This window comes from Shewanella sp. ALD9 (genome assembly GCF_002836315.1).
In the GTDB taxonomy this organism is placed as follows: domain Bacteria; phylum Pseudomonadota; class Gammaproteobacteria; order Enterobacterales; family Shewanellaceae; genus Shewanella.
This window is the reverse complement of the sequence record NZ_PJCD01000041.1, coordinates 1-12,703: the sequence shown is the minus strand read 5'-3', so window position 1 is coordinate 12,703 and position 12,703 is coordinate 1. Positions and strand designations below refer to the sequence as shown.

Here is a 12,703-nt window from a genome sequence, read left to right as displayed (position 1 = left end):
GAATAATAATGACAACTCAAGTGCATAACGAAAAGCTTTCTCCTTGGCCATGGCAAGTTAGCCAGCAACACGTCAGTTTTGACCCTGTAGGCATGGATAAGAAGCTTAAAGATTTATCACAAGCGTGTTATGTGGTTAACGACACACAACAAGGCTTAGGGGTTGCTCAGCAAGCCCAAGTCGTAACCGGTGCTATTACTGCAGCAAATGCTCTGCCAGTCAGCGCATTTGCCCCTGCCCTTGGCACCCAAAGCTTAGGTGACAGTAATTTCCGCCGCGTGCATGGGGTAAAATTCGCCTATCATGCTGGCGCAATGGCCAATGGTATTTCTTCTGAAGAACTGGTTATTGCGTTAGGTCAGGCTGGTATTTTATGTTCATTTGGCGCAGCAGGGTTAATTCCATCTCGAGTTGAGCAAGCGATTAACCGCATTCAAGCCGCGCTGCCAAACGGGCCTTATGCGTTTAATTTAATCCACAGCCCAAGTGAACCCGCACTTGAACGTGGCAGTGTCGAGCTATTTTTAAAACACAAAGTGCGTACTGTTGAGGCATCTGCCTTTTTAGGCTTAACCCCACAAATTGTCTATTACCGCGCAGCAGGCTTAAGCCGTGACGCACACGGTGATGTGCAAATAGACAATAAAGTAATTGCGAAAATTAGCCGTACTGAAGTGGCGATTAAGTTTATGCAACCTGCGCCAGTTAAAATACTGCAACAGTTGGTGGATGAAGGTCTTATTAGCGCAGAACAAATGGAACTGGCTCAATTAGTGCCTATGGCTGATGATATTACTGCTGAAGCAGACTCTGGCGGTCATACAGACAATCGACCATTAGTCACTTTACTGCCGACTATTTTGGCATTAAAAGATGAAGTACAAGCACAGTACAAGTATAAAACCCCTATTCGGGTTGGTGCCGGTGGTGGTGTTGGCACGCCTGACGCAGCACTGGCGACTTTTCATATGGGCGCAGCCTACATTGTTACCGGTTCAATCAACCAGGCTTGTGTAGAAGCGGGAGCCAGCGAGCATACGCGTAAATTACTGACCACCACAGAAATGGCCGATGTGACGATGGCACCTGCTGCCGATATGTTCGAAATGGGCGTTAAGCTGCAAGTCGTAAAACGTGGCACCTTATTTCCAATGCGCGCCAACAAGTTATACGAAATTTATACCCGCTATGACTCGATTGAAGCCATTCCAAGCGACGAGCGTGAAAAACTTGAAAAACAAGTATTCCGCTCAAGCCTGGATGATATTTGGGCTGGCACGGTAGCGCATTTTAATGAGCGCGACCCAAAGCAAATCGAGCGTGCTAAAGATAATCCTAAACGTAAAATGGCGTTAATTTTCCGTTGGTATTTAGGTTTATCAAGCCGTTGGTCAAACACTGGTGAGCTTGGTCGCGAGATGGATTATCAAATCTGGGCAGGTCCGGCACTCGGCGCATTTAACGCATGGGCTAAAGGCAGTTATTTAGATGACTACACCCAGCGTCATGCAGTAGACTTAGCCAAACACTTAATGCATGGCGCAGCTTATTTGGCCCGAGTTAATTTATTAACAGCACAAGGTGTTAGCCTTCCGGTAGCATTACAACGCTGGCGCCCAGTTGATCAAGTAAAGTGATCGACCAAGTGAATAGATTGATCTCGCTTTATTGCGAGATCAGCGAGAAAGATAGGAACCGACATGAGCGATACCCAGAAACTCGATTTTTCAGCGATTAATGAACCGACATTGGCATCCTTTAATCAACAAAAAAATCTGATAAAACGCATGATCAAAGGCAACAGCGCAACTTGCAGCGACTGTAATAAACCACTAACACTGCAATTACCGCCTAATACTAAAAAGGCACCAAAAAACGCTAAAGCCCCAGGGATTTATTGCGCTAAAGGTTGCACTGATATCGAGCTAGACATGGAAGCCGTAGCGTTAATGCAATAGCATTAATACCCATTTAATGTCTTCATAAAAAAATGACCCTCTTTAGTAAGAGGGTCATTTTTTTCGAGTATTCTTTATTGCACGGCCTAACGTTATTTAGCCAGCCATTGCTTAACGATCTTTGGGTTACCACAAAGCTGTTCAATCGGTTTATCGCCGGACAGCGCAGCCTCAAATACAGTAAATGGTACATTTGCCCATAAGCTCAACTCAAAGGTAGTATTTTCTGTCACCACGCCTACGCCTTTAGGTGTCCCTGTCATCACAATGTCACCATCATTTAAGCTCATAAACTCACTGACAGCGTTATAAATAGCGTGTGGCTGGTACATCATTAATTGCTGATGACCTAATTGCGTCACGGCATTATCAATGGTTAATTGAAAGCACCAATCTTTTATCTCTGCGGTTATAGCAATAAATTCGCTGAATAACGCCGAACCATCAAAAGCTTTAGAACGCTCCCACGGTAAGCCTTTAGTTTTTAAATTGGTTTGCAGCTCACGCTTAGTCATATCAAGCCCAACACCAACCGCACTAAACTGACCATTATTCACCATAAAGCATAATTCGGCTTCATAATGTAAAGGCTCACCTAAGTGACTACACAAAGTAGTGGTAATGGCTGAGTTTGGTTTAAGGAACACCACCATATCATCAGGAATTTCATTACCGAGTTCGTCAATATGCTCAGCATAATTACGCCCAATACAAATGATTTTTGATGGCGAGACGAGGCGTACTTGCCCATCTGATTGCGTTAGCGAAACGGATTGTAAACTCACATTAACCTCGAATAATTGAAATAGTGATAAGAGTAATCCTTCTAACAATAAAGCGAATTATTTCAAAATAGAACAACGACTCTTTTTAAATCATACCCAAAGCATTATCGCTTGCCTATTAGATTGTGAATGGTTCAATGATATTGCTCATTAATCATAATCAATTGGCACACATGCTCAATATCTATTTGGATTGAAAAAGTAAAATATAACTATAAAAACAAAGGTATATTTCTATTTTTACACAATGCCATTTACATTATTTTAACAACCAACTACTCTAGAGTTTGTCACTATTGGACAAAAATCATGCTTGATTAAGTATTAATACAGTAAGAATGACGTCAGAAAAATAACAATATGAGAGACTAAATGACAATATTCGAATTGACAATCAAACAAAAAATAGCATTAGGATTTGCCTCAATTGGCTTATTACTGCTTGCTGGAAGTAGTTTTTTTTATCATTCCTTGAGTAAAATTCAAACAGCCAATATTAATATCGAAACGTTAGCAGTACCGGTACAAAACCAGTCAAATGCCTTACAAATTACCTTATTAAAAATGGCTAAAACCGGCAGTTTAGCTTATTCACAAATCGATAATGACAATATTGACCTCAGTTATAAGCAGTTCAAGCAATTGCAACTAGAGTTCAGAGAGGTATTAAAGACATTATCGGCAAAAGTTGCTGATCAACCCACAATGCTTCAGTCATTAACTCAAGCTCAAAAATCATACCAGCAGTACGAACAGCAATCGCACATCATGTTCAGCGCTAAACTTGAAATAGGACAAAACCGCGGCAGCTTCAGCACGTTAAAACAACAATTTGATAATGTTCGAATTAATGCCAGTAACAATATGATTGATTTAGAACTGATAGAAGCCCCGTCGGGCGAGCAGCAGTTATTAAACGAAGTCATTGGCGGCGGAGTACGCATCGACGACATGCTATTTACTCTAGGCAATACCATGACGGAACTTGGCCGATTAACCTCTGTTGATACCGTTAATATCCATAAACAAGATGTGGCCATGTTATTGGGTAATATTACGGTTAATGGCAACTACTTAACCCAACAAGCAGAGCCTTTGGGGGCAACTGCGCTTTTTGTCGACTTTGGCACTAACTTGCAAGCCATTAAACAGTTCACCGACACCCCTGGGACCTTATACCTCGCACAAGCAAATGTCGTCAATCAGCAGCGCTTAGCCGAAAATAGTAACCAGCAAGCTAACACCTTTTTTGATGCCACCAACACTCAGTTAGATCAATTGGTCAAACTTGCCAATGAAAGATTCCATCAATTACAAATGGTTGCGATTGATGAAGTAAGTACCGCACAAACTTTTGCTATTACAATGGCGGTGGTGTTTGTGTTAATGGCGATGTTTATCTATTACTTTACCTCAAAAGCCATGTTAGGCCCTCTACAAGCCATTAACAGTGCATTATCGCGCATTGCCAGCGGTGATTTATCTCGGAGATTAACCAAACGAAATAATGATGAATTTGGCGAGCTGATGGATAACATCAATAAACTGTCTGACGATCTAACTAATTTATTGCAAGCCATTAGCCGTGATGCACACTTGCTAGATGAATCCGCTCTTCGCTCGCAAGCGCAAAGCGAGACAATATCCCATTCGGCCGCCGGACAAATTAACAATATTAATCAAGCTAAACAGCTTGCAGAGCAAATACATCACAGTTCAAATCAGGTCAATGAGCAAGCTTCAGAATCAGAACAACATGTTAAATTAGCCTCTTCGCAAGGAGTACAAATAAAAACCATTGCTAATGATAACCGTTTCCGTATTGAAGCCTTATCAACCAGCTTGCGCGACTCAGTCGAGACCATGGCAAAGCTCAGTCAACACAGTGATAATATTGGTGGGATTTTAACCACCATCAGTGCGATTGCCGATCAAACTAATTTGTTGGCCTTAAATGCCGCGATTGAAGCCGCTAGGGCCGGTGAGCATGGGCGTGGCTTTGCCGTTGTTGCTGATGAGGTGCGTTCATTAGCCTCTAGAACGCAATTAGCAACCGCCGAAATTCAAACCATGATTAGTGCCTTACAACAAGAAACAACCTATGCCGTGACAGCCATCTCACAAGGGCAAATACAAGCCAGTGAATGTGTAGAACAAAGCCAGTCGTTGCATGATGCAATCGAACAAATAGAGGCGGCGCTTAGCACCATTAATGGCATGAGCCAAAGCATTACTCATGCAGCCAATGAACAAGTAAGCCATAGCCAACAAATAGAGCAAACGATGACTCAAACAGCCGATTCAGCAGAACAAAATGCCCATGAGTCAGCTTCAATGACACAGCAAAGCCAGCAATTAAATCAATTAGCTCACTCACTTACCACCTCTGTTGAACGCTTTAAACTCTAATCAGTAGCGTAATAAAATCTTTAGTAAGAGACACAATAAAATAGGCCAGTAATCACAATGATTTCTGGCCTATTTTGACGCTGTAAAAGATGCTGTGGTATATCGTCTATTTCTTACCTAAGGTCCCTACAGCAAAGCGCCTGATAATAGATCGAACAATTAACACTGACTGGCCCAATTCACTACTGTTATGTAGCGATTTTTCTGATGAAGCTTTAGTAATTTCTGCAGAATCAGCAATATCAATAATTTGCTGATTAATATGCTCAGCAACAGCACTCTGCTGCTCTACCGCCGCGGACATATCTAAAGTAAGTTGGGTGATTTGTTCAACGGATTGGTTAATCGACGCTAATGCATTACGTGTTTTATCAACAATTTCAACACCTTTACTGGCCGCTTGTTCACCACTAACCGACACTTGAACGGCATTACTGGCTCGCTTCGTTAATACGCTCACAATGCTGTGAATTCTGTCGGTGGATTCGCGGGTTTTCAGTGCTAGGGAGCGCACTTCATCTGCAACAACGCTAAAGCCACGACCTTGTTCTCCCGCCCTTGCTGCTTCAATCGCGGCATTTAAGGCCAACAAATTGGTTTGGTCGGCAATACTCGAAATCAGGCTGGCGGCTTGTCCTATCTCACTTGTAGATTCAGATAACTCGCGTACTGTTTTGGCGATATCCGCGACAGAGAGATTTAACTCATCAATAGATTGCTTAGCTTCATTAGCCAGTTGAGCCCCTGCATTAACATTGTCTAACGCTTCTTTTGCACTATAAGCATTACGTTCAACGTTCGCGGACACTTCTTGGATAGCAGTGGACATTTGGGTAATTGCCGAGGCAATTTGTTGTGTTGCTCCACTTTGTAAGCTCACAGCTTTAGCCGTTGACTCAGCTTCTATTTGGGTGTGTTCGACAATGCCATCTAGTGATTTTGCAGCATCTTCAATCCGCGTCATCGCAGTACGACAACGGGCAACTTCGCAACCCAACGCTAATTTTGCCTGCGCTTTGGCGCCAAAGTCAGCAAAATAGGTTTCTGCAACAATGAGATCTGTAAACGAATTAGGATTAAGTTGGACCACTTCATACCAATCTTGTTGCTGTTTATAGCCCAACCATGCCGTTGATATTACAAGCGTGAATAACCCTATTGCACCAGGGAGAACGCCCCAAAATTCAGTTAATACAAGGGACAAAATAAACATGGGTAACCAAGCCGGTAATAATTTAATGACTTGATGTTTTATTTTTGCATGAAGTGGTCTTGGTGACTTTTTAGCTTTTATTCTGGCATAAGCCGCTTCAGCACGGGCAATTTCGCTTGGTAATGCAGTCACCCTAACGGATTCGTAACCGGCGACTTTATTATTATCAAATACTGGCGTAACAAATGCACTAACCCAATAATAATCACCATTTTTACGGCGATTCTTAACCAGCCCCATCCATACTTTACCGGCTGAAATACAGGCCCACATCTCTTTGAACACTTCACCTGGCATATCGGGATGACGCACAAGATTATGTGGCTTACCAATCAATTCATTTTTGTCGAAGCCGCTGACGTCAACAAAAGCATCATTGCAGTAGATAATATGACCGCGCAGATCGGTTCCTGAAATTAAACGAACATCATCATCGAAGTGGTATTGATTAAGGGTAATGGGTTGATTATTGCGCATAGGTACTGACATCCTTGTCTCGGTATAGTGAATAAGAAAACTCATTAATGCTATCTGTTACACCAAAGGTGCATAGACAGAACTTCCATTTAATAAGGTGGTGGAGAAATGTCATCACTATTGTGAGTGTGCCATATCCCTATTTATTATAAGTCATTATAGTTTGATATGTATTTGAAAATTGTCAATTAAATAATTAATTTCACCCTAATACTTACAATATACACGATGATATAGATAAATTCTGCTAAGGCGTATTTATCGATTTACCCAAGCGACTACCCAGGGCAGAGCTTAACAGGTTAACTGCAAAAGTGAGTTATTTCTTAAGGGGATATAGTGGTGAAGGCTTAATATGTGAGGCAATGTATTGCCCCACATATTAATTTGACGCTCAAATGATCCAAGTCGTGCTCTCAATCAGCTAACAATATTCAATTTGAGCAGCAACAGGGCCATTTACACAAAACAAACATCAATGTACAAATGTATTAAGCGTATTCTTGCATAAAATCGTCAAGGTTATCGTTGATGATTTCTATCTCGTCACCGCTAAATTGCGCAATATGAAACAAGGCTTCGCCTTCATTGGTCACGGGAATATTGCTGTTGCCAATAATAATTCCGTCTGTCGGCGCTAGCAATGGCAATGGTTCACCACCCAAAGGGTTAACGATATTGGCTAACACCTGCCCTTTAGAGACGCGCTCACCCAATTTAAGCTTAATATTTACTAATCCATCAGACTCACTACGGACCCAATAACTGCGGCTGGCATTGACGCTGGTACTTTTAGTTTTAATTTTGCCTTTAGTCATACTTAAACAGCGCATCACATTGATAACACCATTAACGCCAGATTTAATCGACATATCACTAAAGCGCAGTGCTTCACCTGCTTCATATAAAATACAAGGAATATTCAGGCTGTTGGCATAACCACGCATTGAACCCTCACGTGCTTTTGATGACATTATCACCGGAGCACCAAAGGCATTTGCCATGTCGAGCATCACTTCATCGTCGGTGTCACAACGGATCTGCGGTAAATTATCGCGATGGATAGCACCGGTATGTAAATCGACAATATGGGTTGCACGTTTCACTAAAATACTACTGAATAAATGGGCTAAACGACTCGCTAGCGCACCTTTAGCAGAGCCCGGAAAACAGCGATTTAAATCGCGACGATCCGGTAAATAACGAGATTGTTGAATAAAACCAAACACGTTAACGATGGGAACAATTAATAAGGTTCCCGTTAAGGTTTTAGCATTAACACGACCGAGCAAACGTCGACATATTTCAATGCCATTTAACTCATCACCATGGATTGCTGCGCAAACCAATAAAACAGGTCCCGCTTTAGTGCCGTGAAACACTTCAACGTGCAAATCCATCGGTGTATCGTTATACAGTTTTGCTGCGGGCAATTTGACACTTTGTTGAGTGCCTGCCGCTACGCTAACATCACCGATAACAAACGGTTCATGCTTTTTTACCATTAACCAACACCTTTCGTTTTTGAACTGGTGGATTTAACGTTTTTCTCAATAAACTGAATGATTTTTTCAGCAACATCAATGCCAGTAGCTTTTTCGATACCTTCAAGACCAGGAGATGAGTTAACTTCCATCACTAATGGACCGTGTTTAGAACGTAAAATATCTACGCCAGCAACATTTAAACCCATTGTTTTAGCGGCACGTAACGCGGTTGAGCGTTCTTCAGGCGTTAATTTAACAATGCTAGCAGAACCACCACGGTGTAAATTAGAACGGAACTCGCCAGGTAATGCTTGGCGTTTCATCGCGGCAATCACTTTGTCACCAATAACAAAACAACGAATATCTGCTCCACCGGCTTCTGCGATATATTCTTGCACCATGATATTAGCTTTTAGGCCCATAAAGGCTTCAATAACAGATTCCGCCGCTTTGCGAGTTTCAGCTAAGACAACACCAATACCTTGGGTTCCTTCAAGTAGCTTAATCACACAAGGGGCGCCACCGACCATGTCTAATAAATCGGGGATGTCTGCCGGTTTATTGGCAAAACCTGTTACTGGTAAACCAATATTTTTACGTGATAATAGTTGCAATGAACGTAACTTATCACGTGAGCGAGTAATCGCGACCGACTCATTTAATGGATGTGTTCCCATCATCTCAAACTGGCGCAATACCGCGGTACCATAAAAGGTGACAGATGCGCCAATACGCGGAATAACCGCATCAAATTTTGGCAGTTCTTCACCGCGAACATGGATGCTAGGCGCATTCATGTTGATGTTCATATAACACTTTAATGGGTCAACAATATTGACAATATGACCACGAGCTTCAGCAGCTTCTTTTAACCGACTTGTCGAGTATAAATTCTTATTTCTCGACATTATTGCAATATGCATTTGTTATTCTCCTGCTAGAAATGATTCTGCTGAATTAACCAAAAAACGCCCTTCTAATGCGCGGCGTCCCAATAACATTCTAAATTTCATGTGATCTCTATTGGTTAACGTCAGTTCGATGTCAAAAAGTTGATCACCGATTAAGATCGGCGTTTTTATCACGTAGCGTTTCGTTACATGACCACCAGAGTCACTAACATCTCGGCGATCAAATACATGAAATTCACATACGACTTCACGATCTGAACCTTGGTCAGGATGAAGCCAGACTCGAACCCATTTTTGGTTTTCTTTTTGAAACGGTTTTATTTTGAACGCATGTAAACAAGATGTTTTTGCGCCAGTATCCACTTTGATTTTGACTCTTTCGTTGCCAATATCAGGAAAAGTGCCCCATTCACGCCAACCCACAATACCGAGGGAATGTTCAGTCATGGTCAATCCTTTCTTGTAGAGGAATTATTCATTCCAAAGTGTTATCTTTCTATAAATTCAATATTTGAGCAGACGCCACAATTAAGTTTTTGATTGCACTGCTCAACGTATACGCTTTGTTAACCAAACGTTAACCGACAAAGTTTTTGTCAAAAATATAGCCTTCAAAACAATTTTAACACCAACACTTTATTTATATCAAACTAACATTAACAACATATCTAAAAAAAATTTCTATGTCAGTAAGTTACAACAACAACACGACCATACCTAAAGCGCCAAAAACTAACGTTTACCTTGTTTTTTAATACAAAAAATACAGAGTTAACATTTAAATGTTCAAATAACGTGCACAATATTAATGGCTTAAATCAACCCTAGCTATTTCACTCAGAGTAGACATTGTTTAACATGATAGCCAAATTATAACATTAATATCTGCATCGCTATTGTAAAAAAAAGGTACCGTCATGTTCAGTCAGCATAGTTTCGATTTTTTAAACAGTCTAGCAGTTAACAACGATAGAGAATGGTTTAAAGCCAACCAACAGCAATACGAAGATCAAGTGAGAACGCCAGCTTTACAGTTTATAGAAGCCATGCAAGGGCCTATTTTAGGTTTGTCGCCACGATTCATCGCCGTGGCTAAAAAAGTTGGCGGCAGTCTAATGCGCCCACAACGCGACAGTCGCTTTAGCAAAGATAAAACGCCTTATAAAACCAATGTCGGCATTCAGTTTAAACACTTTCAAGCCAAAGATGTCCATGCTCCGGGGTTTTATGTTCACATCGCTAATGATGAATGCTTCATTGCCGCGGGTATTTGGCACCCAGAATCAAAAGATCTCAATGCCATTCGTCATTGTATTGATGAAAACCCTAATGCTTATCAAAAAGCATTAACTCAACTATCACAAGCAGGATTTGAATTAACGGGAGATAGTTTAATTAGACCTCCACGAGGATTTGATAAACATCACCCAATGATTGCCGAGCTCAGGCGAAAAGACTTTATTGCCATCAAACCAATTAGTTCAGAACAAGTATGTCAGGCTGATTTTGTTGAATTTTGTGCACAAGAATATCAACATACCCGCGCGCTAATGGCCTATCTATGTTTTGCATTAGATTTAGACTTTTAGTGAGAGTGAATCATAACATCATCATAGAAGCGTCGTTTCGACAACGTGAATAAGCGTATTTAACCTGAACTAGGGATAAGGAATGAACTTAGCTATTTAAAATCAGCATGTTAACCAAGCTCACTTTCAAGCTTGTCATTTGTTATGCTAACAAGGCGAATTGACACGTCAATAGCTAGCCTATTGTAAGTCGATTCAACACAGTTAGCAGGACAAAGGGCTGTTTGAAAGGCGTTTATTATCCCGAGCTCAGGTTATTTAACACAGAACGCGGGTGATAACCTTTGAGAATTATTTAATATTACAAGATTATCGCTAAGGTATGATGTCATTTTGACCAACATAGTTTTAGCTCATCATTTAGATAAGCCGTGTTAAACTAGCAAGAAATAGTCCCCTGTACAGCATCGGTTATGTGCTGTGCGGCAATATCAGGTCAATTCATGAGTCATAATATTCCCGCCATGTCTAACGCAACCACATCAGACGAGACACATGCGCAAGAAATAGCTGCGACGACACCAGCACAAAAGCGAGCCCTAAGTTATTCAACCACTATTGAGACACTGTTTAATCAGGTTATGAGTACCAACATGCCTGCCGATCGAATCATTGGCCAATATTTTCGTGAACATAAAAAACATGGGTCAAAAGATAGGCGAGTGATCCGCGAAAGTTTGTTTGGTCTATTTCGCTGGTGGGGCTGGTTAAAGCAATTAAATTCAAGCCAAAAACACACTACATGGTTTCAACAGCTAAGCACATGCGCGATGTTGGAACAACATGAATGGAATGACGTTACTACTGCCTGGAATGACTTCGCAAGTTGGCCTCAAACCCGCCCGGACCAGGTTGAACTGATAAATACCCCTTCATTAAATGACAAATTAACCGCCTTTATTAATGTAAGTGGCATTGATACCTGTCAACTAACCCAGTTGTTACCACAATGGTTTTGGCAACTTTGCCCTATTGATGATGTTGATCAATATGCTGTTGTTAATGCAATGAGCAGTCGACCTCCGATCTGGGCTCGTGCACAAACATTATCAACAGAAAAAGTGATCGAATCTCTTCGACAAGCGGGCGTTGAAGCAAAAGCGAATAGTTACTTTTCTGATGCCATAAATTTAGGTCATAAAAGTATTAATCTAAATGAAATAAATGTTTATAAACAAGGTTATCTTGAAATCCAAGATTTAGCCTCGCAAGTAATTGGTCAAATTTGTCAACCAAGTAACCATGAAAAATGGTGGGATGCTTGTAGTGGTGCTGGCGGCAAAACACTGCAATTATATTCATTAATGTTGCAGCAAAGCTCTGCCTTAACGGGCAGTATTATTGCATCTGATATTCGAACTAAACCGTTGGAAGAGCTACGCAAGCGTGCCAAACGTGCAGGTTTTGATAATATTAGTGTTGCACCTTGGAAAGGCGACGTATTGCCCGTAGATGCGAATACCTTTGACGGAGTGTTAGTCGATGCACCCTGTAGCTGCACAGGTACTTGGCGTAGAAATCCAGATATGCGATGGCTTGATGATGCCAGTGCAGTAACAGATAAACCGATGCTACAACTAGCCATTTTACGACGTAGCGCAGTGGCAGTAAAAGTAGGCGGTAAATTGGTTTATGCTACGTGCTCTTTATCACCTAGTGAAAATGAACAAATTGTAAAAGACTTTTTATCTGAAACAGCCGAGTTTGAACTTGAACCGGTCATCCATCCTTTTACTGGGCAACCGTGTAATATGCTGACAATTTGGCCTCAGCAAGCCAACAGTGATGGCATGTTTGTCGCAAAAATGCGCCGCAAATAGTACGCCTAGCCGGAAGAGAATTAAAATTTCCCACTAAAAAGCCATCATATCGAT

General features: G+C 41.4%; 10 protein-coding genes. 5 read left to right on the top strand and 5 right to left on the bottom strand.

The window, feature by feature from the left end:
* Positions 1-8 precede the first annotated feature (8 nt).
* Together pfaD and CXF88_RS16805 are read left to right on the top strand one after the other, a co-directional pair.
* A complete protein-coding gene (pfaD, locus tag CXF88_RS16810) occupies positions 9-1,637 on the top strand; it encodes an eicosapentaenoate synthase subunit PfaD (RefSeq protein WP_101087741.1) in 1,629 nt (542 codons plus the stop codon).
* 63 nt (positions 1,638-1,700) lie between these two features.
* Positions 1,701-1,958 carry a hypothetical protein gene (locus CXF88_RS16805; RefSeq protein WP_101087740.1) on the top strand — a complete coding sequence of 86 codons (258 nt, stop codon included), beginning with the start codon at positions 1,701-1,703 and terminating at the stop codon, positions 1,956-1,958.
* Between the two features lie 92 nt (positions 1,959-2,050).
* Here the strand turns inward: CXF88_RS16805 and CXF88_RS16800 are convergent, their stop codons facing one another.
* Positions 2,051-2,743, bottom strand: a complete 693-nt coding sequence (locus CXF88_RS16800) for a fumarylacetoacetate hydrolase family protein (RefSeq protein WP_101088192.1) — start codon at positions 2,741-2,743, stop codon at positions 2,051-2,053.
* A 372-nt stretch (positions 2,744-3,115) separates the two neighbouring features.
* Between CXF88_RS16800 and CXF88_RS16795 the strand changes: the two genes are divergently transcribed.
* The gene (locus tag CXF88_RS16795; RefSeq protein WP_242445185.1) at positions 3,116-5,152 is read left to right on the top strand and encodes a methyl-accepting chemotaxis protein; all 2,037 of its coding nucleotides are present in this window, start codon (positions 3,116-3,118) and stop codon (positions 5,150-5,152) included.
* Positions 5,153-5,258: 106 nt separating this feature from the next.
* On the opposite strand, the gene CXF88_RS16790 is transcribed toward CXF88_RS16795, so the two are convergent.
* From CXF88_RS16790 to CXF88_RS16775, 4 genes are all read right to left on the bottom strand, one after another.
* On the bottom strand, positions 5,259-6,842 hold the full coding sequence (locus tag CXF88_RS16790) for a PAS domain-containing methyl-accepting chemotaxis protein (RefSeq protein ID WP_101087739.1): 1,584 nt from the start codon (positions 6,840-6,842) through the stop codon (positions 5,259-5,261).
* A 491-nt stretch (positions 6,843-7,333) separates the two neighbouring features.
* Positions 7,334-8,347 carry a succinylglutamate desuccinylase/aspartoacylase family protein gene (locus CXF88_RS16785; RefSeq protein ID WP_101087738.1) on the bottom strand — a complete coding sequence of 338 codons (1,014 nt, stop codon included), beginning with the start codon at positions 8,345-8,347 and terminating at the stop codon, positions 7,334-7,336.
* Positions 8,347-9,252 carry a 30S ribosomal protein S6--L-glutamate ligase gene (gene rimK / locus CXF88_RS16780; protein ID WP_101087737.1) on the bottom strand — a complete coding sequence of 302 codons (906 nt, stop codon included), beginning with the start codon at positions 9,250-9,252 and terminating at the stop codon, positions 8,347-8,349. The genes CXF88_RS16785 and rimK overlap by 1 nt, the downstream gene beginning before the upstream one ends.
* Positions 9,253-9,255: 3 nt before the next feature.
* On the bottom strand, positions 9,256-9,687 hold the full coding sequence (locus CXF88_RS16775) for a RimK/LysX family protein (protein ID WP_011636685.1): 432 nt from the start codon (positions 9,685-9,687) through the stop codon (positions 9,256-9,258).
* A gap of 470 nt (positions 9,688-10,157) precedes the next feature.
* Here CXF88_RS16775 and CXF88_RS16770 point away from each other — a divergent pair, with 470 nt between their 5' ends.
* Both CXF88_RS16770 and CXF88_RS16765 read left to right on the top strand, forming a co-directional pair.
* Positions 10,158-10,829, top strand: a complete 672-nt coding sequence (locus tag CXF88_RS16770) for a DUF2461 domain-containing protein (protein WP_101087736.1) — start codon at positions 10,158-10,160, stop codon at positions 10,827-10,829.
* Positions 10,830-11,272: 443 nt separating this feature from the next.
* Positions 11,273-12,649, top strand: a complete 1,377-nt coding sequence (locus CXF88_RS16765; RefSeq protein WP_101087735.1) for an RsmB/NOP family class I SAM-dependent RNA methyltransferase — start codon at positions 11,273-11,275, stop codon at positions 12,647-12,649.
* Positions 12,650-12,703: the final 54 nt, after the last annotated feature.

Bases quoted from the DNA above. Each gene is read 5' to 3' on its own strand.
- CXF88_RS16775 (WP_011636685.1), bottom strand. From the start codon at position 9,687: ATGACTGAACATTCCCTCGGTATTGTGGGTTGGCGTGAATGGGGCACT.
- CXF88_RS16795 (WP_242445185.1), top strand. From the start codon at position 3,116: ATGACAATATTCGAATTGACAATCAAACAAAAAATAGCATTAGGATTT.
- rimK (WP_101087737.1), bottom strand. From the start codon at position 9,252: ATGCATATTGCAATAATGTCGAGAAATAAGAATTTATACTCGACAAGT.
- CXF88_RS16805 (WP_101087740.1), top strand. From the start codon at position 1,701: ATGAGCGATACCCAGAAACTCGATTTTTCAGCGATTAATGAACCGACA.
- CXF88_RS16785 (WP_101087738.1), bottom strand. From the start codon at position 8,347: ATGGTAAAAAAGCATGAACCGTTTGTTATCGGTGATGTTAGCGTAGCG.
- CXF88_RS16790 (WP_101087739.1), bottom strand. From the start codon at position 6,842: ATGCGCAATAATCAACCCATTACCCTTAATCAATACCACTTCGATGAT.
- CXF88_RS16770 (WP_101087736.1), top strand. From the start codon at position 10,158: ATGTTCAGTCAGCATAGTTTCGATTTTTTAAACAGTCTAGCAGTTAAC.
- CXF88_RS16765 (WP_101087735.1), top strand. From the start codon at position 11,273: ATGAGTCATAATATTCCCGCCATGTCTAACGCAACCACATCAGACGAG.
- pfaD (WP_101087741.1), top strand. From the start codon at position 9: ATGACAACTCAAGTGCATAACGAAAAGCTTTCTCCTTGGCCATGGCAA.